Origin of the sequence: Ralstonia mannitolilytica (assembly GCF_000954135.1) — a bacterium.
Lineage (GTDB): Bacteria > Pseudomonadota > Gammaproteobacteria > Burkholderiales > Burkholderiaceae > Ralstonia > Ralstonia mannitolilytica.
In genome coordinates this window covers 397,882-423,744 of sequence record NZ_CP010800.1, presented here as the reverse complement: position 1 = coordinate 423,744, position 25,863 = coordinate 397,882, and the positions used below count along the sequence as shown (strand labels likewise).

Genomic DNA, 25,863 nt, shown 5'->3' with positions numbered 1-25,863 from the left:
CGCGCTATTCCGGCAGCGGATGCCGGGGCGGGACGGCGTTGCCCTTGCGCAGCGCCACCTCGACCACCAGCGCATCGAGCAGCGCAAGGTGCAGCAGCCGCGCCACCATGGAGCGGTCGGTCACGGCATCGTCCACGTCTGCGGGCAGCACCACATCGGCCAGGGCGGCCAGCGGGCTGCCCGGCGCCGTGACGGCAATCACCTGCACACCGAGCTCGCGCACGCGTTCCACTGCCGTCTGCAGCTCGGGCAGCGTGCCGGACTTGGAAATGGCGATCACCACGTCGCCGGCCTGCAGCACGTTCAACGACATCGACACCAGATACGGATCGCTATATGCGTTGGCCGCGATGCCGTAGCGGAAGAACTTGGTCTGCGCGTCGGCAGCGACGACGCCGGAGCTGCCGAAGCCATACAGGTCGATGCGCTGCGCACCGGCGACCAGCGCGACGGCGGCGTCGAGCGCGCGCGCATCGAAACGATCCTGCAACGCGGTGAGCGCGTCGATGGTGTTCTGCAATACGCGCGTGCCGGACGGCGCGGCTGCATGTGCGGCGCGTGCGGCACGGGCGGGCGCCTGGGCCGTGCCTGTGTGGCGTGCGGCCTCGGGGCCGACGTTGCCTTGTGCCAGCCGCAGCTTGAAGTCGGACAGCCCGTGGCAGCCCATCGAGCGGCAGAAGCGGATCACCGTGGGCTGGCTGACGCCGGCCTCGCGCGCAATGGCGGCCACCGGCAGGCTGAGCACCGTGCCCGCTTGGCGCAGCACCCAGTCGGCCACCTGGCGCTCGGCCGGAGACAGCGACGGGCGTGCCGCGCGGATGCGTGCGCGCAGGTCGGTGACGGGTTCGGTGGCGTCGGAGGGCGTGGCTTGCTGGGCGCTCATGTGCGCACGATGTTCGTGACAGGGATCGCGTCACGATAAAGGCAAGCCGTCTGCGGTGCAACCGCGTCATCCAGCGCGCTCCGGCTGCGCCGCGGCGATCGCGCGCGAGGCCGCCGGCCGGGACGTTCGGCCCATGCGGGCATGTGTGACAGCCGTGTCCGGCCAGCATGTCGGCACGCCATGCCGGCAGCGCCGCACAGCCCACCTGCGGGACAGTTCTACAATGAGCCTTTCCCGGCCCCTTATTTCTTCTGCCATGCGGGTGCTTCTCGTAGAAGACGACGACATGATCGGCGAAAGCGTGCGCAAGGGTTTGCGCCACGACGGCTTTGCGATCGATTGGGTGCGCGACGGCGAGGCCGCCGTGCAGGCCGTGACGGCGCCCGGTGCCCACGCCGCGGAGCCAGGCGGTTCCATGTTCGACCTCATGCTGCTCGACCTCGGCCTGCCCAAGCGCGACGGACTGGAGGTGGTGCGCGAGGTCCGTCAGCGCGGCATTGCCATCCCCATCCTGATCCTGACCGCGCGCGATGCCGTGGCAGACCGCGTGGCGGGCCTGAACGCCGGCGCCGATGATTACCTCGTCAAGCCGTTCGACCTCCAGGAGCTTGCCGCGCGCATGCATGCGCTGCTGCGCCGCCAGGGCGGCCGTGCCGATCCGCTCCTGCGCCATGGCGAAGTGCTGCTCAACCCCGTGACGCGCGAGGTGCTGCGCGCCGGGATTCCGGTCAAGCTGTCGGGGCGTGAGTTTGCCGTGCTGCATGCGCTGCTTGCGCGGCCGGGCAAGGTGTGGTCGATCGCGCAGCTGCAGGACAACCTGTACGGCTGGGACGAAGAAGTCGGCAGCAACACGGTCGAGGTCTACATCCACGCGCTGCGCAAGAAGCTTGGCAGCCACTTCATCCAGAACATCCGCGGCGTGGGGTATGTGATCCCGCGCGAGACGCCCACGCCGCCCGCGGAACCTGCCACCGGCGCAGACGCCCAATAGCCCATGCAATCGATCCGAAAAACGCTGCTGTGGTGGCTGGCCGGCGGGCTGCTCGCCGGCATCGTCATTGCCACTGGGCTCATCTATGCGCAGGCGCGCCAGGAGGCCAACGCGCTGTTCGACTACCAGATGCAGCAGGTGGCCGCCGCGTTGCCCAGCCAGTGGATCGACCCGCCCCCGCCCGCGCTGGCGGGCATCGCGCGCGATGACGACGTCGTCATCCGCATCTGGGACGGCTCGGGCCGCAGCCTGTATCTGTCGCATGCGAGGCCGGATCTGCCGGAGCGCGCGGAGCTCGGTTTTTCCGATGTGAACACGCCAGAGGGTGCCTGGCGCGTGTATAGCGTCGCGTTCGGGCCTGCCGTGGTGCAGATCGCGCAGCCCTACAGCGCGCGGCACGAGGTGGCGGCGCGCATGGCGCTGCGGACAGTCGCCCCGCTGCTGATCCTCTTGCCGCTGCTCGCCTGGATCGTATGGCTGGCGGTGGGGCGGGGGCTCGCGCCGCTGGGGACAGTCGCCCAGCAAGTGCAGACGCGCGATGCGGCAGCGCTGTCGCCGCTGCCCACGCATGGGCTGCCTGCCGAGATTCGCCCGCTCACCAACGCGCTGAATGACCTGCTGGTGCGGCTCGGGACAGCGCTCGCGCATCAGCGCGCGTTCGTCGCCGATGCGGCGCATGCGCTGCGCACGCCGCTGGCCGCGCTCAAGCTGCAGCTGCAGGTGGCCGACCGCGCGCAGGACGAGGACGAACGCCGCGCGGCGCACGCCGATCTGCATCGCGGTGTGGAGCGCATGATCCGCCTCGTCGGCCAGCTGCTGACGCTGGCGCGGCAGGAGCCTGGCGCCGCCGATACGCGGCGTGCGCCGGTTGCGATCGATGCGGTGGCGGCCGACGTGGTGGGCGAGCTCTCGGCAACGGCGGTGCAGAAGGGCATCGACCTGGGCATCGCCGTGGAGTCGCAGCCCGCGTCGGTGATCGGCAATGCCGATGCGCTGCGCGTGCTGCTCGTGAATCTCGTCGACAACGCGCTGTGCTATTGCCCACGCGGCGCGCGCGTCGACGTGATCACCGGCCATGCACCCGACGGCGGCGCGCAGCTCGTGGTGGAAGACAACGGCCCCGGCATTCCCGCCGAAGAGCGCGAGCGCGTGCTGGACCGCTTCTACCGCCCCACGCAGGCGCCCACGGGCGGCAGCGGCCTGGGGCTCGCGATCGTGCGCGAGATCGCCCAGGCGCACGACGCCACGCTGGCCCTGGAGGAGCGCGAGGGAGGCGGCCTGCGTGTCGTGCTGCGCTTTCCGTTTCAGGCGCGTGCATAGCCAGGCGGGCGGCATGTGACGCCAGGTGCCGCCCCCGCGTTTAAGTCTCGTTTAAGTCTGGCCGCCTACGATGCCTGCAACCGATGGGCACCGCAGGCGAGTCCGCCCGCCGTGGCCCTCGCACCAGCAAGAGAGGACAAGACAATGACACGTCAAACCCTGGCACGCAGCGCGGCCGGCCTGGCCGCCGTGGTCGCCGTTGCAGGCGGTTATGCGTATCTGCAGAAAGACATGATCACGCGCGCCGTGGCCGCTCCCGTGGCCGCGGTGACAGCCCCCGCCGCTGCAACGGCCCCGGTGGCCGTGCCGGCGCCGATGGACTTTTCCGGCATCGTCGAGCGCTATGGCCCCGCGGTGGTCAACATCAGCACCACCGCGCATGCGCAGCGCACCAGCATGCAGGGGCTGCCGCCCGGCATGAGCCCCGATGATCCGTTCGCCGAATTCTTCAAGCGTTTCATGCCGCAGATGCCGCAGCAGCGCGGTGACCAGATCGTGCGCGGCCTGGGCTCGGGCTTCATCGTCTCGGCCGATGGGCTGATCCTCACCAACGCCCACGTGGTGGATGGCGCGCAAGAAGTGAACGTCAAGCTGACGGACCGCCGCGAATTCAAGGCCAAGGTGCTGGGCGTGGACAAGCAGTCCGACGTGGCCGTGCTGCGCATCTCGGCCAAGAACCTGCCGGTGGTGCAGATCGGCAACCCGGCCAACACCAAGGTCGGTGAGCCGGTGGTGGCGATCGGCTCGCCGTACGGCTTTGAGAACACCGTCACCGCTGGCATCGTGAGCGCCAAGTCGCGCTCGCTGCCCGACGACACCTATGTGCCGTTCATCCAGACCGATGTGGCCGTGAACCCCGGCAACTCGGGCGGCCCGCTGTTCAACCAGCGTGGCGAGGTCATCGGCATCAATTCGCAGATCTACAGCCAGACCGGCGGCTACCAGGGCCTGTCATTCGCCGTGCCGATCGACGTGGCGATGAAGGTGGAGCAGCAACTCGTCGCTACGGGCAAGGTCACGCGCGGGCGCCTGGGCATTGCGGTGCAGGAGGTCGACCAGTCGCTGGCCGATTCCTTCAGGCTGCCCAGGCCCGAGGGCGCGCTCGTCAACTCCGTGGAAGACGGCGGCCCCGCGGCCAAGGCCGGTTTGCAGCCCGGCGACGTCATCCTGCAGATCAACGGCGTGCACATCGATCGATCGGGCGATCTGCCGGAGCAGGTGGCCGACATCAAGCCGGGGACGACGGTACCGCTGCAGGTGATGCGTCAGGGCAAGCCGGTCACGTTGTCGGTGACCGTGGGCGCCGCCAAGGACGCGAAGGTGGCCTCCAGCGACAACGCTGCGCCCAACCAGGGCCGCCTTGGTCTGGCGGTGCGGCCGCTGCAGCCGGAAGAGAAGCGGCAGAGCGGTCTGGCCGGCGGCCTGGTCGTGATGGATGCGACGGGCCCCGCGGCCAAGGTCGGGATCCAGCCGGGCGACGTGATCCTGTCGCTCAACGGTACGCCGGTGTCGTCGGTGCAGGAGCTGCGCACGCTGGTGGATCGCGCCGGCAAGCATGTCGCATTGCTCGTGCAGCGTGACGACACGAAGATCTTCGTGCCGGTGGATCTGGGCTGATTCGGGGCCGATGGGGGCCCGGCCTCTCTCCTGAGCATGCACGTTGCGGCGCGCCCCGCCGAGGGGCCGCGCCGCTGTTTCATGGCGCCGCAGCGCAGCTCAGTGCGCCACGCACAGCCGCGCTGTCGCGCGGTCCAGTGCAATGCGATGCAGCGTGTCGAGCGACTGCTCCCGCGTGACGCGCTCGACTTCCTTTGCCACCTGCACCGGGCAATCCGCGCGGCCGCGTGCCGGGGCCGCGTCGCGCAGCGCTTGCAGGATGGATTTCTGCAAGCCGTCCAGCCTGGGCCGGATGACGTCGCGCAGGCTCCTGCGCTGCGCTTGGGGTGCGGCCCCGGCCCGGCGCCAGTCATTGAGCAGGGCGTACTGCACTTCCTTGTTGGCTTCGATCTGGTCGGCAAACACGCTCCCCACATCGGCGGGGGCCAGCCCGTATGCCGGCGCTTCGCCCGAGACATTGGCAATGACCTGCGCTTCGCGTGCCGCGTCATAGACGGGTTGGCCGCTGTCCCATTTGCTCAGGGCGACCTGGTCTGCGGTGACGAGTCGATCGGCCAGATGGCGGATCAGCGGCGCAAGCGCGCCTTCTTCGGCATGGGCGGGAAGGGCGCACGCGGCAGCCAACAACAGGGCGCACGCGAGTCGGGCGGTTTTGGGAGCGTTGCAGTCGATCTTCATGCGGCTACCGGCCTGAGGGAGGAAGCGGCCATGATACCGAAGCAAGGACGGCCCGCGCGCTGCAACGTTGCGCCGGTGCCCGGCCCGCTTGCGTTTGCACGTGCCGTTGGCCACAAACCCAGGTATCATGCGGGCTACGCGCCGTGAGTGTCTGCAAAGCCAGCGGCGGCGCTAGCTTGAGCGTACGACGATGGATTTCGACCCCGATCTGGAAGGTTTGCCGCTGTTCGCCAAACCCGCATTCGGCTGGGAGGAACCGGTGTCGGCGCCGCCCACCGAAACACCCCCCGCCAAACCAAGTCGCCCGCGCCAATGGCGCGGCCCGATCACGCATTGGGAACGCGGCTATCGCTCCCACTACTACCGCGACAAGCGCGGCAAGAAGCTCGGTGAAATCCACCTCAGCCCGCGCGGTCAGCTGCCGCTGGTCTACCGCTGGCTGGCCGGCACGCTGTCTGGCATCGAGGGTTCGCTGTCGCATGCGCGCATGCGCGTGGAAGAAGCGATCGGGTTCGGGATGCGCCAGATGGCGCTGTTCTGAGTCGCTCACCGGGCACATTGGCGGGCACGGCCGATGCGTCGATGTTCGGGTTCACCAGCCAGGAGAACCCCCATGCCCACCATCGTCCGCATCTTCACAGACTCCGCCGCCGCCGAAGCGGCCCGCCTCGCCGTGCTGAGCACGGGCCTCGCACGCGAGCGCGTGGCGCTGTCGCATCAGGCTGACGAGGCAGGCGCCTTGTGCGGCAACTTCCTCTGCGGCGACTACGAGCCCGGCGGCGAGATTGCCGAGACGTACGAGCGCAAGTTTCAGAACGTCGTGATCGGCGGGCGTTTCCTGCTGACCATCGAAGCCGAGCCTTCGGAGGTGGATGCCGCCGAAGCGGCGCTGCACTCCGCCGGCGGGCGCGCCGTCGACGACTTGGGCCCGGAGCGCTGAAAGCGGGGCGGCGGCGCCGGCGTGCAGCGATGGCACCGCACTGCCGCCAGCGCTGCGGCCGCTGCTACAAGGCCAGCAAATCCTCCGGCCGGCCGAGCAGCGGCGCCCCCGCGTGTTGCTGCAACGCGTCTGGCGCCGTGTATCCCCAGGCCACTCCCCGGAACGCGATGCCTGCGGCGCGCGCCGCATCGGCGTCGCGCATTTCGTCACCCACATACAGCACGTCTTCCGGGCGCACGCGTGTCGAGGCCGCGAGCGCCGCCAGCTTGCGCGCCTTGCCGAATACCGAGATGCCGCAGCTGTAGTGGTGGACCCACCGTGTTGCCGGCCCCAGCACGGCCCGCACGTTGTCCTCGGCGTTGGATGTGGCGATGGCCAGACGCACACCACGCCCTGCGAGTGTTGCGAGCGTGTCCGCGACGCCGTCGAACAGGCGGGTCTGGGCGATGCGCTCACGCATCTGCTGGCGCATCTCGAGGGTGATGGCGGGGGCCTTCCACAACGGCACATCCAGCAGGCGCATGACGTCGCGCGCCGATGCTCCGCGCGCCTGCGCCAGCCGTGCACCTTCGAGCCGGTGGAATCCGTGTTTCGCTGCTGCCGCATTCAGTGCATCGACGAACGCGCCGAAGGAATCGGCCAGTGTGCCGTCAAAGTCGAAGGCGATGAGTCCGTAGGGCATCCGTGCCGGCGTTGGAAAAGGCGGGGCGCCGATTGTAGCGGCCCAGGCATGCGCTGGGGCGACGGCGTCCGTTGCGCCTCAGCCGATCTAAAACTCGCGCGCTGCCGATCCCGTAGCATTGCGGTCCCCCGAACAACAACGAGAGCGCATGCCATGTCCAAGACCCAGTACTACGCCGCCAGCAGCCTCGACGGGTTCATCGCCACGCCCGACGACTCGCTCGATTGGCTGATGCAGTTCGGCTCGCTCGAGGGCACGAGCTACGACGGCTTCATCCGCGAGGTCGGCGCGTTGGCGATGGGCGCCTCCACGTATGAATGGCTGCTGCGAGAGCTCGTCAAGCCGGGCACGGAGCACGCGCAGCCGTGGCCGTATGCGGCGCCGGCGTGGGTCTTCACGTCGCGCACGCTGCCGCGCGTGGAAGGCGCTGACATCCGCTTCGCACACGGCGATGTGGCGCCAGTCCATCGGGACATGCTGGCCGCCGCCAGCGGCCGCACCGTATGGATCGTCGGCGGCGGCGAGCTGGCCGGCCAGTTTCTCGATGCGGGGCTGCTTGACGAGCTGATCGTGCAGGTGATGCCGGTGGTGTTGGGTGGCGGCCTGCCGCTGCTGCCGCGCCGCATCGTCACGCCGCCGCTGAAGCTCACCTCGGCGCTGCCGTACAAGGACACGTTCGTCGAGATGCGGTACGAGGTGGTGCGGGCGTAACGCCAGGGTCCGGGCTGGTTCAGCCGGCAAGGTCATAGGGCCGGGTCATGATTTCCAGAAGGTGCCCGTCGGGATCGTCGAAATACAGGCCGCGCCCGCCGTGGTGCACGTATGTTTCATTGGCCCGGTGCTTGCCGGGGTCGGCCCAGTACGGCAGCCCTTGGGCCTGGATGGAGGCAAACGCGTGGTCGAACTCGGCGTCGCTCACGAGAAAGGCATAGTGCTGCATGGCGATCGGCGAGTCGCTGTCGAAGAAGTCGAGCGACACGCCGTTCGATAGAGGGACGACCAGCATCTGCCCGAACGGAATCGGCTCGGGCAAGTCGAGGATGTCGCGCAGGAAGCGTGTGGAGCGCTCCTTGTTGCGGCACCAGACGATGGTGTGGTTGAGTTCGATGGGCATGCGGCCCCCGCAACGCTGTTCTGACACGATAGGCCATGCAGCCCGGCATGCAAGGCGGTGGGCACGGGGCACCGGCTTGGCCGCGTGCATCGGCCAAAAGGGCATCTGCCCGCACGTTGTGTTCGCGGCTAAGATGGCGGCAGTTCCACTGCCTGCCGATGCCATGTCTTCCTTGCGCGCATTCTTCACGACCGCCTTCCGCTGGCAGCGCGGCCGCCAGGGCACGGGCTACGACAAGATGCTGCTGGCCACCGCGCTGTGGCCGCTCCCGTTCGACAGCTACCTGATCCGCTATCCGGACGGGTCGGAGATTCCGCCACATACCGACCCGGTCGCCGATGGCCGGCACTACCGGCTCAACATCGTGCTGAAATCGCCGCGTTCGGGCGGGGAATTCGTCTGCGCCAGCCCGATCTTCCAGACGCGGCGCATCAAGCTGTTCCGCCCCGATGCATGTGAGCACAGTGTCACGCGGGTGGAGGGCGGCAGCCGCTATGTGCTGTCGGTGGGCTGGGTGCTGGGGCGGCGCCGTGGATAAGGCGGTCTTCTACAGCAACGCCTGGTTCAGCAGCCTGCCGGGCCATGCGGCCGATGCGCTGCTGGAGGCGGCCGTTCCGGTGCCGGTGGCGGCGGGCGGGTTGCTGTTCCGTCAGGGCGATCCGGTCGGCGCGGGTTCACACGCGTTCTTTGGTGTGGCCGGCGGCGTGCTGAAACTGTCGGTCTTCAATGCCGACGGCGATGAGGCCATCCTCGCGCTGGTCGAGCCGGGCAACTGGTTTGGCGGCGTATCGACGCTCGATCAGCAACCGCGCGGCCATTGCGCGATTGCGCTGGAAGACGCCGAAGTGCTGGCCGTCAGCGGGGAGCGCTTCGACGCGTTGATGTGCGATGCCGCCTTTGCCGGCGCGATGGCGCGGCTGGTGGCCACGCGCCTGCGGCTCGCCTATGGTTCGCTCGCCGGTGCGGCGCTGCAGGGCACGCGGGCGCGCGTGGCGAGGCGCATTGCGATGCTCGCCCATGGCGACGTGTCGCAGTCGGCAGAAGGGCGTACGACCATCTCCACTTCGCAGGACGCGCTGGCCATGATGCTCGGCATCAGCCGCCAGACGCTGAGCAAGGAGCTGCAGGCGCTCGTCAAGCTGGGCGCGATCCGCTTGCGCTACGGCCATATCGAAATCGACGACATGGCCTTGTTGGTAAGCGCCACCGCAACGCGCGCCGACTGACGCCGCGCCCTCAGGCCAAGCGCGGCACCTCGTACACCAGCGCGGGCTGCAGCGTGTCGATGGCCTCCACTGGCTCGGGCGGACGCCACATGAACAGCGAGAACGTCATCTTCTCGGGCGTCACGTCGATGATGGTGAAGCCGTTCTTCTCGGTCGGGCGCAGGGCTTCCTGCATGGCGACCGACAACGCCGGCGTCGTCTCGATGCTCCGGAACGCCGACGGAAACGCCAGGTCGCCCGTGCCCAGCGTGCCCGTCATGACCGTGTGGATGGGTTGCGCGAATGCGAGCTCGCCCGAGCGCGACATCGACCCGGCGGCCGATGCGTGGAAGTCTCCCTGCACGATCACGGCGGCGCGGCGCTTCTGCTGCGCCAGCGCAGCGACCAGGCGCTGATGCTGCGCATGCCAGCCGCTCTGCCAGCCGGGCTTGGGCACGTTGCCGACCAGCCGCCCGGTCTTCTTGTCGAGCAGATCCGGATACCAGTCGCCGAGCTTGCCCGATGAATACGCAAACGGCAGCGACGGCACATGGAAGAAATGCGCGGTGTCTTCTGCGCGCGTGCGTGCCACGACCCAGTCTTCCACCCATTGCGGCACCACGCGCGCGTGCATGCCCTTGTTGTCGAGAAAGCGGCGGCAGTCGTACAGCACGGCTTCGAGCAGGGCGCCATAGCGCAGCGTGCCGAAGGCGCTGTTCGTGTCGGCGGGCATGCCGGCCTTGTCGCCGCCGGGCAGCCACACGGGGCGGTTGGCATCGGGCAGGAACTCGGGGTAATAGCGGTGCTGCGTCAGCTCCGCGCCGACCAGGCCGTACGGTTCGGGCGGCAGCGTGGCGACCTTGTCATCGAACTCGTCGTTCTCGAAGGTGTCGTGGTCGTCCGTCAGGAAGTACGCGGGTGTGGAGCGCAGCGTGGTGCCGTACAGACCGGCGATCTGGTAGTCGCACACGCGGGTGAAGATGGCTTCGTTCTTCGGATGCGACATCGGCACCGACATGTCGAGCGCGCCGCCGAACTTTTCCCACATGAGCTCGCGCACCTGGCGCGCGAACGGCTTGTTCTGCGAGGTCTGGAGATCCCAGTAGATGTGGTCGCCGTTGGCGATCACGGTGTCGGGCGCGAACGACATGCCGCGCGCCAGCAGGCGGCGGCGTGCGTTCATGTCGAGCCACGCCGTCTTGCCGGCCAGGGGTGGGCCGTCGTAGCCGCCGGCACACGTGTAGGCCAGGATGCGCAGGCGTGCCGGCGTGGCGCCGGGCGCGGGGAAGGTCTTGAGCGACCAGGCATCGGCCAGCGGTTTGCCGCCGGCATCGACGATGCGCAGCGTGTACGGCGTATCCGCTTGCAGGCTGCGCGCGTCGAAGCGCCAGAAGCGGCCGGCGGTATCAGTCTGCTCGCCGGCGATGCGCTTGCCGTTGACGAGCAGCCACGGCGCACGCGGCAGCGGCGCCTGGAACGATGCCTTGATGAGGAACCGGTTGTGGCTGGCCGCCGGAATCAGGTGCACGAGCTGGCCGGCATGCCAGTTGGCATCGGCAGCGTGCGCGGCTTCCGTCAGGCTCAGGCCCAGGGCGCCCAGGCCCGCGGCGGCGGTGCCCAGCGTCAGGAAGTCGCGCCGGCTGATGCCGTGCGGCGGTGTCGTGTGCGGCGGGGTACGGGAGGGCATCGTCGATCCTCTGGCGGGGTGCGGAGCCGCCATCGTGCCCAGCCCGAGCCGGCCTGAATGTTCAGGTTTTGACAATCTACGGGTTAGCCCTCAACCGCCTGCCCATGACAAACGCCCCGATGGCCGAAGCCACCGGGGCGTTGTCAGGTCAGCGATGCCCGATCTGCGGCTTGCCGATCAGTAGCCCCACACCTGCATCTCGTTCACCGAGTAGCCCCATTGCGTGGCCCGCTGCGTGCCGTACATGCGCACATAGCGGCCGCTGCCCTTCAGGTTGGCCAGCGACGTGTGACCCCAGGACGCCCCGTTCGAGGTCGAGTAGAGGTTGGTCCAGTTCACGCCGTCGTTGGAGGTCTGGATGGAATACACCTTGGCGCCCGCGTCCCAGTACAGGTCGACGCCGGTGATGGTGCGCGTCGTGCCGAGGTCAACCATCAGCCATTGCGTCCCGGCGGCACTGCCTTCGATCGAATCCCAACGTGTGTTGGTGGTGTTGCCGTCAAACGCATAGGCCGGACCCAGGCTCGCGCTGTAGCTCGACGATGCGCTGGCCGGCTTGCCTTGCGAGAGCAGCGTGACGGCCGGTGCCGCCGCCGCGGCGCCGCCGCCGGCGTAGTAGTTCGAGCCGAGCTTCGCCTTGCTGGTATCCGAGTTCACGCCAAACTGCGACAGGCTCCAGCGCTGGCCGGTGGTCACGTCGCCGAGGTAGAGCTGGTAGCCGCCCGCGCTCGTCGACGAGAAGAACACGTAGTTCGTGCCGTTGACGGGGGCCGGGTCGGAGTTGTTGCTGTTGCAGTCGTTGAGCGAGAGCTGGTTCGGCGTGTCGCCCGGGTTGACCTTGGTGTAGATCTGGTCGGCCTGACTGGCAGCGTCGTGCCAGCGTGCGTAGAACACGGTGCCGTCGGCCCGCACGATCGGGTAGTACGTGGCGAGGCCCGCCGGCGTGTCGAAGGCCACCTTCGCGGTGCTGCCCACGGTCTGCTTGTACAGGCCCATGCCCGAGCCGGTGCCCGTGGTGTAGAAGATCGCCGTGCCGTCCGGCGTGGCAAACGGCATCGAGTTTTCCTGCGAAGGCGCCGTGCGGGTCAGGTTCACCACCGAGGTGAACACCGGGCCAGAGCTCGTGTACGACAGCGCGGCCTGCATCACGTCGCCGTTCTGCTTGAAGTACAGCGACTTGCCGTCCGCGCTGAACTTCGGGTCTTCATTGCGCGTCTGGCCGCTGCTGTTGGTCAGGTTGATCGGCATGTTGCTCGTGCCGATCTGCCAGAAGAACAGGTTCCACGCGTTGTTCTTGATGCCCATGAAGGCGAGCCACTTGCCATCCGGGCTGAACACGGCGTTCATCGGATCCTGGATGCCCCAGGTCGCCTTGGAGACTTGCGTGAGCGTGCGCGCAGCGAAGTCGTAGATGAAGATCTGGCTGGTGCCATCGCCGTAGCTCACATAGCTGTGATACGCGAGCTTGCCGGTCAGGCTGGCGGGGAATGTGGCGTTGGATTGCGTGGGCGGATTGGCAACGCAGGACGCTTGGCTGGGCGCCGAAAAAAGCGCAAACGTTGCGCCGGCGATCAAGCCCAGGGAGAACAGACGGGTACGCATGAAACAGGACTTCCTTGCAAGTGGGGCAGTGGCATGGGGGCCACGGCGTTGATCACTCGCCACTTCTCCGGCGTTGGGCAAGGCTCCGCCAATCTCGGGGTGTCCCAAGTTGAAAAAGCGCCACAAGCCGGGGGAGGTGACGAGGCGTGAAGACGCGCCCAAAAAACCCTGTTGCTTCGTACCGTCGTGCTTCTTGTCGGGGTCTCGACTACATCGAAAAGGCGAATCGCGGGCGAGACTGTAAGGGTTTCGCTGACACTCCGAAACCCCAATAAGAAAGCCGTTCTTGGCCTAATTCGCCGGGGTGGGAGCAGGTCGCCACATGGCCGTGTAAATGTGACATGCAGAAAATGCAAAACGTTGAGCGCGCTGCACGTGCATGGACGTTTTTGTCATTTTTACCGCGGCTATTTGCCGCGGCTTCTCGGTGCAAACTTTGCTGACGCTCGCCGGCGCTCTCCTACGCCATGGTGAAGGCCTGTGCAGGGTACATCGCTTCGAGATGGAACCCGCTCTCGCTCTGCTTTGCACGCCGCTTGGCGAGCGCCGCCGCGGTGCCGATGTCGTCGCTGTTGCGCGCCGCGCCGGGATGGACATGCAGGGCCCCCACGGCCATCGTCACAAAGCGGAAGAAGGCGGGAAGGCCCTTGCGGTCTTCTGCGTGAATGCCGCCGGCCGCGCGGTCGGCCTGCGTATACATGGCCAGGGCGTTGGCGTTGAATGCCGCCATCGCCTGCGCGATGCGCGCGCGCCAGTCGGCGCTCTGGAAGAGGATCAGGAAATCGTCGCCGCCCACGTGGCCCAGGAAATCGCGCGTGGGCTCGCACGCGGCGGCCAGCACGGCGGCCATCTTGAGCATCTCGTCGCCCTGCCAGTAGCCGTACTGGTCGTTGAAGGGCTTGAAGTGATTGAGGTCGACGTAGCAGGCGTAGAACTCCGCGCGCGCTTCCAGCAGACGTTCGATGTGCAGGTTCAGCGGGATGTTGCCCGGCAGGAACGTGAGCGGATTAGCGTAGCGCGCGGCCTCGATGCGGATTTCCGTGACGGTGCGCACGAGTTCTTCGCCGGTGCCCAGGCCCAGGTAGCGGCCGTTCTCGGTGATGATGAAGCCGTCGGTCAGGTAGCGCTGGTCTTCGCTCATCAGCAGCGCCGACATGTCTTCGAGCGAGGCCGATTTTTCCACCAGCACCGGCTGCCGGTTGGCAAACGCCAGCGCCGGCTTCTTGCCGTACAGCTCGCGGTGATACGGCATCGCATAGCGGTCGATGAAGGCGCGGCGCGCGATGAGCGCGAGCGGGCGTTCGTCTTCATCGAGGAGCGCCACGGCGTGCAGGTCGGGGTGGCGGTTGAACAGCTGGAGCACGTCGTCATTGCTGCTGCGCAGGGGCAGGGTGGGCGCCACACGCAGCAGCTTGCTGGCCGTGATGGCACGCCACCCCACGCGCACGGCCTGCGGAAACACCGCAATCTGCGAAGACTGGAGCACGCGTGCCGCGTGATTCGACATGTCGCTCGCCGGTGTGTCGTGCGGGCGCGCCAGGAAGAAGCCCTGCCCGAACCGGATGCCTAGGTCGCGCACCACGCCCAGCTCGTCTTCGGTCTCCAGCCCTTCGGCGATGATGCTGGTGGCACCGCCCTTGAGCGTCTGCTGCAAGGAGCGTGCGATGTCGAGCTTGGCGGGATGCTTGGCGATGTCGCGCAGGAAATACTTGTCGAGCTTGATGAAGTCGGGCGTGAGCTCGATGAGCAGGTTGAGGTTGGCATTGCCGGTGCCGAAATCGTCGAGCGCGCATTGCAGGCCGAAGTCCCGCGCCACCGACAGCGCCTGCGCGAAGCTCGGCAGGTCGTCGATGGGCGTCTGCTCGGTCAGCTCGATGACGATGCGCGAGGGGTGGAGGTCGTGGTCGGCAATCGCGTGCAGCAGCCTGGCATGATCTTGCAGCAGCTGCCGCACGCCCTGGGCGCTGAAGTTCAGGAACAGCTTGCCCGGCAGCCGCATGGCCGAGAAGCGGGCGATGGCCAGGCGTGCGGCGGCGGTCTCCAGCGCGATCGCGCCGGCCGTGTCGCGGGCCGCCGCGAACAGCGCCGCGGGTGTCTCCATGGCCGAGCCGACCGGCCCGCGCAGCAGCGCTTCATAACCGAGCACTTCCGCGGTGGCAAGGCGAAAGATCGGCTGGAACACCGTGCGCAGCATCTCGGGAGCGATGCCCGCAGGCAGGGGGAGCGGCGAGGACGTCATGGGTCAGGGCAGCGAGCGCAGGATCGGACATTCTGCTAAACGGTCCCCTGAACATAGTAGAGTTGAATGAACTTTTTGTGACGCCAGCAGCGGCGCGGGCTGGCGGTCCGGATGCCCCACCACGGAGGGGCGTGGCCCAATGACACGTTCTCCGAACGCAAGCGCTTGCGCGCAAAGAAAAACGCCCGCCGGCGAGCCGGTCGGGCGTTGTCTTCGGTGCAGCGGTGAGCCGCCGCTCAGATGCTCTGCGGCACGCCGCGCGGCGCACGTTGGCCGCCGTGCAGCCGGGCCTCTTCGTGCACGCTGTCGACTTCTTCCAGATAGCGCGTGTGCCAGCCGCTGGCCACGCCCCAGTGGTAGAAGACCAGCGAGATGGCCGCCACGATGCCCATGTCCCAGCCGTACGGGATGTAGCCATGGCCGCCGAACTGCGTGCTGCCGCAGTACGACAGCGCGGCGATGGTCGGCAGGTAGGCGATCATCCACCAGGCGCCCTTGAGCTCGGTCTTGAAGTCGGGCCAGCCGGCCTTGGCCTGGTAGTAGAAGTACACGGGCAGGGCCACCAGCATCAGCACGATGATCTCGCCTGTCAGTGGCCACTTGGCCCAGTACAGGATCAGCGACGCACACACGAAGGCGAACGGCGCGATGAGCGACAGGCCCGGCAGGCGCAGCGGACGATGCAGCTGCGGCGAGCTGCGGCGCAGCGACATCACGCTGATCGGCCCCGTCAGGTACGAGATGACCGTCGCCACCGAAATGACAGCCGCCAGCGCACCCCAGCCGCGGAAGAAGAACAGGAAGATGAACGACACCGCGAGGTTGAACCACATGGCCGGGCGCGACACGCCAAACACCGGATGCACGCGGCCGAAGATGGCAGGCATGGTGTTGTTGCGCTCCATGGCGTAGATCATGCGCGTGGTGGTGGCCATGTACGTGCTGCCCGTGCCCGAGGGGCTGACGAACGCGTCGATGTACAGCACCAGCGCAAGCCAGTTCAGGTTCAGCGCGATCGCCAGCTGGGCGAACGGCGAGTGGAAGTTGATGCCGTGCCAGCCGCCGGCCAGCGATTCCGGCGGCACCGCGCCCAGGAAGGCGACCTGCAGCGCCACGTAGATCACCGCCGCCAGCAGGATCGAGCCGATCACCGCGATGGGCACGTTGCGGCCCGGGTTGCGCGCCTCGCCCGCGAGGTTGATCGGGCTCTGGAAGCCGTTGAACGCGAACACGATGCCGCTGGTGGCAATGGCCGTCAGCACGGCAGACCAGCCGTACGGTGCGAAGCCCTGCGCCGTGCCGCTCGCGGCATCGCCCATGCCGAAGTTGCCCGGATGGAAGCCCGCCGCCACCAGCGCCACGGCCGTCGCCGCCGGGATGATGAACTTGAAGATCGTGATGGCGTTGTTGGCCTTGGCAAACACCTTCACGCCCCAGTAGTTCAGCAGGAAGTACACGACGACCAGCACTGCCGAGAGTGCCAGCCCGACCGGCGTCAGCTCACCGTTCTGGAACAGGCCTTGCGCCCACGGCCATGGCCACGAGCTCATGTACTGGATGGAGGCCTCGGCCTCGATGGGGATCACGGTGACGATGGCGATCCAGTTGGCCCAGGCCGCCACGAAGCCGACCAGCGAGCCATGCGAGTAGCGTGCGTAGCGCACCATGCCACCCGACTCGGGGAACATGGCCCCCAGTTCGGCGTACGTCAGGGCGATGGCGAGGATGACGACGGCGCCGATGACCCACGTGAAGATGGCCGCGGGGCCGGCCACCTGCGCGGCATGGCCGGCACCGAAGAGCCAGCCCGAACCGATGATCGAGCCCAGACCGGTCAGCATCAGGGCCCAGGCGCCAAGGTTGCGTTGTACGTTTTTTTCCAAGAGGAGTCTCCACCCCGGCGAGTCGGAGGCTCGACAGGGCATCGCGGTTTGGTGAGGAGTCCGCTTCGTTCTAACGAGGCGATGCGGTTTGGGCATCGCCCACCGTCCCGTGTGGTGGGTGTCACCAGCCTGGGACATGCGGGTGCCGGCTGACGCGAAGCATCAACCGCACCAGTCCGGTCGCGATGAAGGGCGGGGCACGATGCCTGCCCTCCGGGGGGATTCGCGTATAGTCACCGGCGACGTTGTGCGGGGTGCCGCACGTGCCGCTCGATTGCCGGAGCTCGCAATGGGGCGCAATGATAGCGAAATCAAGGGCGGTTGCACCGCTTTTTCACTGTTTCCGCCAGTTTTTTGCCCGCATGGAGTCCTCTTCCGTCACTTCGGTTGCACCTGCATCACCCGCGCAGTGGCACCGGCGCGTGCTGATGCTGGCCTTTCCCATCGTCCTCGCCAACCTGACCCAGCCCATCCTGTCGGCCGTGGATACGGCCGTGGCGGGGCACCTGCCGGGGCCCGAATACATCGGCGGCGTGGCGCTGGGTGGCGTGTTCTTCAACTTCGTATTCTGGGGCTTCGGCTTCCTGCGCATGGGGACGACGGGTCTCGTATCGCAGGCGCACGGCGCCGGCGATACGCGTGCGCTGCGAGCGAGCGTGGTCCGCGCACTGTTGCTGGCGTGGGCCATCGGCGCGGCGCTGCTCGTGCTGCAGGTGCCAGCCATCCGCATCACCCTGGCGCTGCTGGGGGCAAGCGAATCCGTCACGCGCATGGCCGACGTCTATTGCCACGCGCGGATCTGGTCGGCGCCGTTCGCGCTCGCCAACTACGTGGTTCTCGGCACGCTGCTCGGGCGGCAGCAGGTGCGGCGCGCGCTCCTGCTGCAGGTGTTCATCAACGCGGTCAACATGGCTGCGGTGCTGGGTCTGGTGCTTGGGGCCGGCATGGGCGTCGGCGGCATTGGCGCGGCGACGGCGCTGGCCGACATGGCCGGCTTTGCGCTCGGCATGCTGTTGCTGTGGCTGCAGCGGCCGACGGGCTTGCCGCCGCTCACGCGCGCCGAATTGATGGCGCCCGACGCGTGGCGCCGCCTGATGGGCCTGAACACCGACATCTTCCTGCGCACGCTCTGCCTGCTGGCTGCCTTCGGCTGGTTTGCCCACGCGGGCGCCCGGCAGGGCGACGTGGTGCTGGCCGCCAACGCGCTGCTGCTCAACTTCCTGACCTTCATGGCCTATGGCCTGGACGGCTTCGCGCATGCGTCGGAAGCCCTGGTGGGCGCCGCGCTGGGCGCGCGGGATCGGGCTGCGCTGCGCATGGCGATCCGCGTGTCGACGTTCTGGTCCGTGCTCGGGGCGGGCCTCTTCGCGGCCGTGTATGCGCTTGCCGGCGCCGCCATCATCGGCGTGCTGACCGACCAGCCGCCCGTGCGCGAAGCCGCGCGCCATTACCTCGTGTGGGCGGCGCTGCTGCCGGTTGCGTCGGTGTGGGGCTTCCAGTTTGACGGCGTATTCATCGGTGCGACGCGCACGCGCGAACTGCTCGTGACGATGGCCGTGGCGGCGGTGGCGTTCTGGGGGTTGTCGGTCACGCTGCAGCCGTTGTGGGGCAACCACGGGCTGTGGGTCGCCATGCTGGCCTTCATGGCGTTGCGCGGGCTGATGCTCGGGATGCTGCTGCCGCGGGTGTGGCGGGTGCCGCCGCTGCAGGCGGCGTAGCCGGCTCATCTGCGGCGCTACTGCGCATACTCCACCACCAGCAGCGCCGTCGCCACCGTCTTGCCGGCGTTGGAAATCGCGTGCTGCACATCCACCGGATAACGCGCCGATTCCCCATGCCGCACCTTCTTCTCGCTCGGGCCTGACTGCACCGTCAACGTGCCGCTCAGCACGGACAGATGCTCCTTCGCGCCCGCCTCATGCGGTTCGGAGGCCAGCACGCCACCCGGCTGGATCGCGAGTTCATACCATTCAAAGCGCGCGGCCAGCTCCACCGGGCCAAGAATCTTCAATTCGCACTTGCCATCCGGGCTTTTGATGACTGGGATGGAGTGAGCAGGGATGACCGTCACCGCAGGGGCCGCATCCGCCGCGCCGTCTGGCGAGAGGAAATCCGCCAGCCCCACGCCCAGCGCCGTGGCCAGGCGCCACAGCACGGCAACCGTGGGGTTGGCGAGGTTGCGCTCCACCTGCGAGAGCATGGATTTGGAAACGCCGGCGCGGCGCGACAGCTCGTCGAGCGACATCTTGCGCGCCTGGCGCAGCGCTTGCAGCTTGGCGCCCACGGCGGGGGGGCCGTCGGCGAGTACATCGGTGGCAGGGGCTTGTGCCATCGGTGGGTATCTTGTAAATTGAACAAATTATTCGATATATCGAACTTGTTCGATTTATCGATCAGCGCAGTCTACAGGAGGAGCCCCATGGGGACAACGACAGCCAACGCTTGTGCCGACGCCTTCTACACGCACATCCGCCGCGAGCTCGAAGCGATCGAGGAAGCGGGTCTCTACAAGACCGAGCGCATCATCACGTCGCCGCAGGGCAGCGTGATCCGCACGGACGACGGCAAGGAGGTCATCAACCTCTGCGCCAACAACTACCTGGGCCTGTCGTCGCACCCCGAGGTGCTGAAGGCCGCGCATGAGGCGCTGCAGACGCACGGCTTTGGCCTGAGCTCGGTGCGCTTCATCTGCGGCACGCAGGATCTGCACAAGACGCTGGAAGCCCGGCTGGCGAAGTTTCTCGGCACCGAAGACACCATCCTCTACGGCTCGGCGTTCGACGCCAACGGCGGGCTGTTCGAGACGCTGCTCGGCGCGGAGGACGCCGTCATCAGCGATGAACTGAACCATGCGTCCATCATCGACGGCATCCGCCTGTGCAAGGCGCAGCGCTATCGGTACAAGCACAACGATCTGGAGGACCTGCGCGCCCAGTTGCAGGCCGCCGACGCAGCGGGCGCGCGCTTCAAGCTCGTCTTTACCGACGGCGTGTTCTCGATGGACGGCACGATTGCGCGGCTGGATGAAATCCGCACCATCTGCGATGAATTCGGCGCGCTGCTGGGCATCGATGAATGCCATGCCACGGGCTTTCTCGGCAAGCGCGGGCGCGGCTCGCACGAGCACCGCGGCGTGTTCGGCAAGATCGACATCATCACCGGCACGCTGGGCAAGGGCCTGGGCGGGGCGTCGGGCGGTTTCACCAGCGCGCGCAAGGAAGTCGTGGCGCTGCTGCGCCAGCGTTCGCGTCCGTATCTGTTTTCGAATACCGTGGCGCCGTCCATTGTCGGGGCAACGATCAAGGTGCTCGACCTGCTGGAGGCCGATACCGCCCTGCGCGACAAGCTCGAAGCCAGCGCGCTGTATTTCCGCCGCAAGATCGTCGAACTCGGTTTCGACATCAAGCCGGGCGACCACCCCATCGTGCCGATCATGGTGTACGACGCACAAAAGGCGCAGGCCCTGTCCAAGCGCCTGCTGGAACTCGGTGTGTACGTGATCGGTTTCTTCTATCCCGTGGTGCCCAAGGGGCAGGCGCGCATCCGTGTGCAGATCAGCGCGGTGCACGAGCGCGAGCAGCTCGATGCGGCGCTCAAGGCCTTCGAGACAGCCGGCAAGGAACTGGGGATCATCTGATGAGCAGCGGGACTGGAACGAGCGGCACCGCGGGCGCGGCGCCACGCATCCTCATCATCGGCGCGAACGGGCAGCTGGGCACCGAACTGGCGGCCGCGCTGGCCGAGCGCTACGGCAACAACAACGTCGTGACGAGCGACATGGTGCCGCGCGGCCGGCACGCGCAGATCCGCCACGAGACGCTCGACGTGACCGATCGCGGCCAGCTGCGCGAGATCATCGAGCGCCACGGCATCACGCAGATCTATCACCTCGCGGCGGCGCTGTCGGCGGCCGGCGAGCAGTCGCCCACCTGGGCCTGGCAGCTCAACATGAACGGGTTGCTGAACGTGCTCGAGGCCGCGCGCAACCATCAACTCGAGCGGATCTTCTGGCCCAGCTCGATTGCGGCGTTCGGCCCGACCACCCCGCCGGACAACACCCCGCAGAGCACGATCATGGAGCCCAGGACGGTCTACGGCATCTCCAAGCTGGCGGGGGAGGGCTGGTGCCGCTGGTATTTCGAGCACCATGGCGTCGACGTGCGCAGCCTGCGCTATCCGGGGTTGATTTCGTACAAGACCGCACCCGGCGGCGGCACGACCGACTACGCCATCGACATCTTCCATTCCGCCGTGAAGGGCGAGCGCTACACGTGCTTTCTCGACCGCGACGAGGCGCTGCCCATGATGTACATGCCCGACGCGATCCGGGCCACCATCGAGCTGATGGAAGCGCCGGCCGAGCGCATCACCGAGCGCGGCAGCTACAACCTCGCGGGGGTGAGCTTTACGCCGGCGCAGCTGGCGGCGGAAATCCGCAAGCACCGTCCGGCATTCGAAGTGGACTACGCGCCGGACTTCCGCCAGGCGATTGCGGCAAGCTGGCCGAACTCGATCGACGACAGCGTGGCCCGCCGCGACTGGGGCTGGAAGCCGGAATACGGCCTGGCTGAAATCACCACCGACATGCTGCAGAACCTGGCCCCCCTGTCCACGCAATCGGCCTAGGCGATTTCTGTCGGGGGAAATGAACGGCTCGGATGCGGCTGTTCTCGGTTTCGCTTCGGCCGGTTGTGTTCAACAATGCAGCATGGCCATCACTTCTTCCTCCCGCCGCATGTCCTGCCCGACGCCCGACGAACGTGCCAAGAACTCCGAGCCGGCGCCGCGCCATCGCGACGATCCACCGCCCGCGCAGCGGACATGGTGGGTGCCGGTGGTGCGCACCTCGGTCGCGGCGTGTGTGGTGGCGGCCATTCCGCATACGTCGATCCCGCTGCCGTTCCCGGATGGCACGTGGATGCTGCACACCGCCGCGGCGCTGATCTTCATGGTGGGAGCCATCGACAGCCTGTTTCTATTCGTCATGCGCCGCAAGCCGTAACAGCGGCGTCATCCGGCTGTCAACCGGACAGCGCAGGTCCATGCAATGTGGCGTCTGACGGGCGCCTCGGTAAGTTTTAAAACAGGTTGTAAAAACGTTCAGACGACGTCCGCCGGTACGAGCACGCCGACGTCGCACACCGGGCAGACGTAACAGATTCGTTACAGAAACCGGGCGTATTTTCTGCATTGCAGCAATCACTGCATCAGCCCGGCAATCCTTTGCCACTGCGGGTCTCGGCCGCTTTCCCGCCCCCGGCTTTTGTGCCGGAAATGTAAGCAGATGTTGCGCTGCACGCGCCTGGCCCAATGCTTGCTCCATGACGTGCGGTCACTCTGCAAGTGCAGGGCGTATGCATCACACGCGGCACGTGCAGAACACGCTCTTCCTATAAGCGAATCCGGAATCGGATTGTGTCCCCACGGCATTCGCACTTCGCTTTTCCACCGGCGGCTTTGGCCCGGCGCGTGGCAGGGCGCTTTCTCGGACGGTCCCGGGGTTTCGACGGTCATCTGCGCGCGCGCTTGCCGCGGCGGGCGCTTGCGCATGTGTGACCGGAATCGCTTCACAAGAAAACGAGGAAACCATGAAAGCAGTCCTGCTGGAGAATCATCCGTTGTTGCGAGCCGGACTTGCGCAGCTGCTCGCGCATCCCGCCCTGGGCCTGGAAGTCGTTGCTCCCGCACTGCCCGCACGCGCGCTTGGCGAGCTGCAGCCCGTCGATGTGCAGGCCGATCTGCTCGTGATCGGCCTGGAGGAGGCCGAAGCGCCGATCGATGCGACGCTGCTGCGCGAAACCATCGCCCGCAGCGAGGCGCGCCACGTGGTGCTGCTTGCAGCAAGTCTGTCGCCCGAAGAGGCGCACGTTGCCATGACATGCGGGGCAGACGCGTACGCCTCCAAGACGCAATCGCCGGAAGTCCTCCTGGCAACCCTGCAACTCGTGCTGGCCGGCGGCCAGTCGTACCCGCCGCTGATGCCGCGCGCACCGCACGCTGCGGCGCCGCTGGCGCTCGATGCGGCGCAAGCAGCGGAGCGGCTCAATGTGTCGCTGCGGCAGTACGAAGTGCTGGTGCTGCTCTCGCGCGGACATTCGGTCAAGGGTGTCGGGCGCCTGCTCGGCATTTCCGAAGCCACCGTCAAGACGCACGCCTGCACGCTGTACCGCCGCCTGAATGTGCGCAACAAGAGCGAAGCCGTGTACGCAGCCATGCGCCTCGGGATTCCGCTGGAACTGCAGGGCGGCACCTCGCATGAAGCCGCCGCAGGCACGGCGACGCCGCACGTGGCGAGCCGTGTGCCAGAAGACTCTGCCCCGTTTGTCCAGACGGGCGCACCTGCCATTCCCCTTGGCACGCCGGCACGGGATGCCGTGATGGTGTCTTCGTCTGCGCCCGCCGGGGCGCCAGACCTTGGCGCCGAATCGCGCTGGGCTGCCATGACGCGTGCCTTTGGCGGCGTGGCACCCGCCAAGCCGATGCGCGCGCCCCTGCGTGCCGCCAACGGTACGGCCCGCCTGGGCTGACCGGCCGCAGCCGCTTTCCATGCAATGCGGAGAGCGTGCCCATGCACGCGCCGCTTACTGGACACCAGAACAATGACAAACCACGAGCCCACTCTTTGGAGCCTGCCGGCCGAGCGCACGAGCGCGGCCGCGTCATGGCATCCCCGCCGCTGCGCCATTGCCGCCGCCACCGTTGTGGTGGTCGGCACCGCGCCCCTGTTTGCGCACGCAGCGATCGACGACAGCGCCAACGCGGCCACACGCCGCCTGATCGACGCACAACTGAGCAATGCCGCATCGAGCGGCCCCGCCGCGCTGGCCTCCACCACGGTGATGGCCGGTGACGCAGCCTTGCCCGAGCCGCCGGCCGCGGCCTTGCTGGTGGCGCAGCAGCCCGTGCCGCCGGCCGACGCCCCGGCCACGGCAGCGCCCGCCCCCGCGCAGATGCCTGCCGCCGAGGCAGCACCCGCGCCGTCGCCCACGGTGATCCTGCCGCCGGGCGTGCCGTCTCCGGACGCCGCTGCCGCCGCGCCGGCGGGACGGAGTGCCCAGGGCCCCGGCGCGCTCGAACCGCTGCCCGTATCGCCCGAAGCGGCCAATGCCGCCGCCACCCACGCCGCAGGCAACCCGCCGGACAACGCACCGGCCGGCGCCATGCCGACCGACCGGCAAGCCTTTCACGACGAAGTCATGCGCGAGACCCGCGAGGGTGCCGCCACGCTGGCGCAGGAGCACCTGCGCCAGCATCCAGACTGGTTCACGGAGGCCGAGTCCTGGCATGTCGACCATGCCGCCGCCGCGCAGCGCATCCGCTGGGGGCGCCAGCAGCTGAAGGTCATCAACGGGCCGGAGCGTTTCGTCATCATCGATCAGGCCGTGGCCGAGATCGAGGCGCTGATCAAGAAGGTGCCCGACACACCCGAGAACGCCGAATTCCGCCAGGCGATCGTCGCCGACGAGGTGGTGGCGCTGGCCTCGCGCGGGCGCATGAAGGATGCCGTCAAGCGTTATGAGGCGATGTCACAGACGGGCAAGATCCCGGCCTACACGCGTGTGGCCGCCGGCGATGCCTATGCGTACCTGGATACGCCCGACAAGGCTGCCGCCGCATACGCCCAGGCGCTCAAGGATGCCGGCCCCGGCGAGATCGAGACGGGCGACGTGCAGGAAGGCCTGTTCTACGCCTACCTCGACACCGGCCGCTTTGAAGACGCCCGCGCGCTGCTCGACAAGATGAAGGCCGACAACCCGGAGTACGTGCGCCTCGCGCCCGAAGCCGGCACGCCCAACCCCGACTACTCGCGCGTCAAGCGGCTGGAAGCACAGTACCTCGTCCTCACGGGCCGCACGCACGAGGGGATTTCCGAGATGGACAAATGGCGGCACGAAGCGCCGTTTGCGGCCTCGCTGGTCAGCGCGCGCGCCGACGGCGCCATGGTGCAGGCCGAGCCGTACCGCTCGCGCGAGATGTACCGGACCGCGCTCGCCGAACACCCGGACGACCTGAGCGTGGTGGCCGGCTACGGCCGTGCATCGCTGGCGGTGGACGACTTGAAGACCGCCAAGGATGTCGCCAGCGGGCTGGACGAACGCTTTCCCGAGAATGGCTCGGTGCGCGCGCTGCGCAAGGACTTGGACGTCTACCAGAGCCCGCAGCTGATCATCCAGTCGACCGCGGACAAGGGCAACTCGGTGTTCGCCAACAACGAGTTTGGCGTGGACACGAAGGCGTACAGCAGCCCGTTTGCCGATCACTACCGGCTGTTCTTCCACAACTTCTCGGGCCGCGCGAATTTTGACGGCACGTCGCAGAGCCGCGTGCGCAATGGCGCGGGCGTGCAGTGGTTCAACACGGGCGTGGAAGTGAACGGCGAGGTGCACCAGTCGGTCGGCTCGGCCGGCAAGACGGGCGGCACGCTCGATGCCACGTGGATCCCGAGCGACCACTGGAAGGTCTCGGGGATGATTACCAACGACGACCTGGAAGTGCCCTACAAGGCGTACCAGGTCGGCGTGACGGGCAAGACGATCAGCGGCAACGTGCGCTACACATGGGACGAGACGCGCTACGCATCGCTCACGTATGGCGTGTCGCGCTACACCGACGACAACCTGCGCCAGCGCTGGGGCGCGAATTTCTACCAGCAGGTGTTCGTCTCGCCGCGCCACACGCTCGGCGTGCTGTTTGGCGCAGACACCAGCAGCAACACGATGACGGGCCTGAACTACTTCAGCCCCTCGCGCGACTACAGCGGGCAGGCCACCGCCATCTGGTCGTGGACGCCCTGGCGCTACGCCGACAAGTCGTTCACGCAGCGCGTGTACCTGACGGGCGGCGTCTACAACCAGCAGTCGTTCGGCACCAGCCCGATGTATGAAGCGCGGCTGGAGCACGTCTGGCAGATCAATCGCAAGACGCAGGTCTCTTACGGCATCGGCTATGGCCGCCATCGCTACGACGGCCAGCCCGAGAACCGCAAGTTCCTGTATCTGAACCTCAACATTCCGCTGTGATG

Annotated in this window: 23 protein-coding genes; 14 read left to right on the top strand and 9 right to left on the bottom strand. The window is 67.6% G+C overall.

All coding sequences use genetic code 11. The features are described 5' to 3' along the window. Window positions 1–4: 4 nt before the first annotated feature. Entirely contained in the window at window positions 5–883 is an 879-nt protein-coding gene (locus tag TK49_RS18580) for a MurR/RpiR family transcriptional regulator (protein WP_045218905.1), read from the bottom strand. A gap of 256 nt (window positions 884–1,139) precedes the next feature. Here TK49_RS18580 and TK49_RS18575 point away from each other — a divergent pair, with 256 nt between their 5' ends. The 3 genes from TK49_RS18575 (at window position 1,140) to TK49_RS18565 (ending at window position 4,811) form a co-directional block, all read left to right on the top strand. Next, window positions 1,140–1,874: a response regulator transcription factor gene (locus TK49_RS18575; RefSeq protein WP_045218903.1), complete on the top strand. Its 735-nt coding sequence runs from the start codon at window positions 1,140–1,142 to the stop codon at window positions 1,872–1,874. A gap of 3 nt (window positions 1,875–1,877) precedes the next feature. After that, the gene (locus TK49_RS18570) at window positions 1,878–3,194 is read left to right on the top strand and encodes an ATP-binding protein (protein WP_045218901.1); all 1,317 of its coding nucleotides are present in this window, start codon (window positions 1,878–1,880) and stop codon (window positions 3,192–3,194) included. Window positions 3,195–3,338: 144 nt separating this feature from the next. Continuing rightward, on the top strand, window positions 3,339–4,811 hold the full coding sequence (locus tag TK49_RS18565; protein WP_045218900.1) for a DegQ family serine endoprotease: 1,473 nt from the start codon (window positions 3,339–3,341) through the stop codon (window positions 4,809–4,811). Between the two features lie 99 nt (window positions 4,812–4,910). Here the strand turns inward: TK49_RS18565 and TK49_RS18560 are convergent, their stop codons facing one another. Then, on the bottom strand, window positions 4,911–5,489 hold the full coding sequence (locus tag TK49_RS18560) for a chorismate mutase (protein ID WP_045218898.1): 579 nt from the start codon (window positions 5,487–5,489) through the stop codon (window positions 4,911–4,913). A 190-nt stretch (window positions 5,490–5,679) separates the two neighbouring features. On the opposite strand from TK49_RS18560, the gene TK49_RS18555 reads away from it, so the two are divergent. Next, on the top strand, window positions 5,680–6,030 hold the full coding sequence (locus TK49_RS18555; protein WP_045218896.1) for a hypothetical protein: 351 nt from the start codon (window positions 5,680–5,682) through the stop codon (window positions 6,028–6,030). Window positions 6,031–6,102: 72 nt separating this feature from the next. After that, window positions 6,103–6,429, top strand: a complete 327-nt coding sequence (locus TK49_RS18550; RefSeq protein WP_045218894.1) for a hypothetical protein — start codon at window positions 6,103–6,105, stop codon at window positions 6,427–6,429. Window positions 6,430–6,493: 64 nt separating this feature from the next. On the opposite strand, the gene TK49_RS18545 is transcribed toward TK49_RS18550, so the two are convergent. Next, window positions 6,494–7,111 (bottom strand): HAD-IA family hydrolase, encoded by a 618-nt coding sequence (locus TK49_RS18545; RefSeq protein WP_045218892.1) that lies wholly within the window; start codon window positions 7,109–7,111, stop codon window positions 6,494–6,496. Between the two features lie 153 nt (window positions 7,112–7,264). Here TK49_RS18545 and TK49_RS18540 point away from each other — a divergent pair, with 153 nt between their 5' ends. Next, the gene (locus TK49_RS18540; protein WP_045218890.1) at window positions 7,265–7,822 is read left to right on the top strand and encodes a dihydrofolate reductase family protein; all 558 of its coding nucleotides are present in this window, start codon (window positions 7,265–7,267) and stop codon (window positions 7,820–7,822) included. Between the two features lie 19 nt (window positions 7,823–7,841). On the opposite strand, the gene TK49_RS18535 is transcribed toward TK49_RS18540, so the two are convergent. Further along, window positions 7,842–8,225 (bottom strand): VOC family protein, encoded by a 384-nt coding sequence (locus tag TK49_RS18535; protein ID WP_045218887.1) that lies wholly within the window; start codon window positions 8,223–8,225, stop codon window positions 7,842–7,844. A 163-nt stretch (window positions 8,226–8,388) separates the two neighbouring features. Here TK49_RS18535 and TK49_RS18530 point away from each other — a divergent pair, with 163 nt between their 5' ends. Together TK49_RS18530 and TK49_RS18525 are read left to right on the top strand one after the other, a co-directional pair. Continuing rightward, window positions 8,389–8,763: a 2OG-Fe(II) oxygenase family protein gene (locus TK49_RS18530; RefSeq protein ID WP_045220326.1), complete on the top strand. Its 375-nt coding sequence runs from the start codon at window positions 8,389–8,391 to the stop codon at window positions 8,761–8,763. Then, entirely contained in the window at window positions 8,756–9,451 is a 696-nt protein-coding gene (locus TK49_RS18525) for a Crp/Fnr family transcriptional regulator (RefSeq protein ID WP_240480049.1), read from the top strand. The genes TK49_RS18530 and TK49_RS18525 overlap by 8 nt, the downstream gene beginning before the upstream one ends. A gap of 10 nt (window positions 9,452–9,461) precedes the next feature. On the opposite strand, the gene TK49_RS18520 is transcribed toward TK49_RS18525, so the two are convergent. The 4 genes from TK49_RS18520 to TK49_RS18505 all read right to left on the bottom strand — a co-directional run bounded on the left by TK49_RS18520 (window position 9,462) and on the right by TK49_RS18505 (window position 16,841). After that, window positions 9,462–11,117, bottom strand: a complete 1,656-nt coding sequence (locus TK49_RS18520; RefSeq protein ID WP_045218883.1) for a twin-arginine translocation signal domain-containing protein — start codon at window positions 11,115–11,117, stop codon at window positions 9,462–9,464. Between the two features lie 177 nt (window positions 11,118–11,294). Continuing rightward, the gene (locus tag TK49_RS18515) at window positions 11,295–12,719 is read right to left on the bottom strand and encodes a discoidin domain-containing protein (RefSeq protein ID WP_045218879.1); all 1,425 of its coding nucleotides are present in this window, start codon (window positions 12,717–12,719) and stop codon (window positions 11,295–11,297) included. Window positions 12,720–13,179: 460 nt separating this feature from the next. Beyond that, window positions 13,180–14,958 carry an EAL domain-containing protein gene (locus TK49_RS18510; protein ID WP_045218878.1) on the bottom strand — a complete coding sequence of 593 codons (1,779 nt, stop codon included), beginning with the start codon at window positions 14,956–14,958 and terminating at the stop codon, window positions 13,180–13,182. 236 nt (window positions 14,959–15,194) lie between these two features. Beyond that, window positions 15,195–16,841 carry an APC family permease gene (locus TK49_RS18505; RefSeq protein ID WP_045218876.1) on the bottom strand — a complete coding sequence of 549 codons (1,647 nt, stop codon included), beginning with the start codon at window positions 16,839–16,841 and terminating at the stop codon, window positions 15,195–15,197. A 362-nt stretch (window positions 16,842–17,203) separates the two neighbouring features. On the opposite strand from TK49_RS18505, the gene TK49_RS18500 reads away from it, so the two are divergent. Further along, window positions 17,204–18,559, top strand: a complete 1,356-nt coding sequence (locus tag TK49_RS18500) for an MATE family efflux transporter (protein ID WP_045218874.1) — start codon at window positions 17,204–17,206, stop codon at window positions 18,557–18,559. 17 nt (window positions 18,560–18,576) lie between these two features. Here TK49_RS18500 and TK49_RS18495 read toward each other — a convergent pair whose 3' ends face one another. Then, window positions 18,577–19,173 carry a helix-turn-helix domain-containing protein gene (locus TK49_RS18495; protein WP_045218871.1) on the bottom strand — a complete coding sequence of 199 codons (597 nt, stop codon included), beginning with the start codon at window positions 19,171–19,173 and terminating at the stop codon, window positions 18,577–18,579. Window positions 19,174–19,260: 87 nt separating this feature from the next. On the opposite strand from TK49_RS18495, the gene kbl reads away from it, so the two are divergent. The 5 genes from kbl to pgaA all read left to right on the top strand — a co-directional run bounded on the left by kbl (window position 19,261) and on the right by pgaA (window position 25,861). Beyond that, window positions 19,261–20,478 (top strand): glycine C-acetyltransferase, encoded by a 1,218-nt coding sequence (kbl, locus tag TK49_RS18490; RefSeq protein WP_045218869.1) that lies wholly within the window; start codon window positions 19,261–19,263, stop codon window positions 20,476–20,478. After that, window positions 20,478–21,467 carry an L-threonine 3-dehydrogenase gene (locus tag TK49_RS18485; RefSeq protein WP_045218867.1) on the top strand — a complete coding sequence of 330 codons (990 nt, stop codon included), beginning with the start codon at window positions 20,478–20,480 and terminating at the stop codon, window positions 21,465–21,467. Before kbl ends, TK49_RS18485 begins: the two co-directional genes overlap by 1 nt. Window positions 21,468–21,549: 82 nt before the next feature. Further along, the gene (locus TK49_RS18480) at window positions 21,550–21,843 is read left to right on the top strand and encodes a hypothetical protein (protein ID WP_233902547.1); all 294 of its coding nucleotides are present in this window, start codon (window positions 21,550–21,552) and stop codon (window positions 21,841–21,843) included. A gap of 586 nt (window positions 21,844–22,429) precedes the next feature. Further along, complete coding sequence (locus TK49_RS18475) at window positions 22,430–23,368, top strand: LuxR C-terminal-related transcriptional regulator (RefSeq protein WP_045218862.1); 939 nt, start codon at window positions 22,430–22,432, stop codon at window positions 23,366–23,368. A gap of 72 nt (window positions 23,369–23,440) precedes the next feature. Then, on the top strand, window positions 23,441–25,861 hold the full coding sequence (gene pgaA / locus TK49_RS18470) for a poly-beta-1,6 N-acetyl-D-glucosamine export porin PgaA (RefSeq protein WP_045218860.1): 2,421 nt from the start codon (window positions 23,441–23,443) through the stop codon (window positions 25,859–25,861). Window positions 25,862–25,863 lie beyond the last annotated feature (2 nt).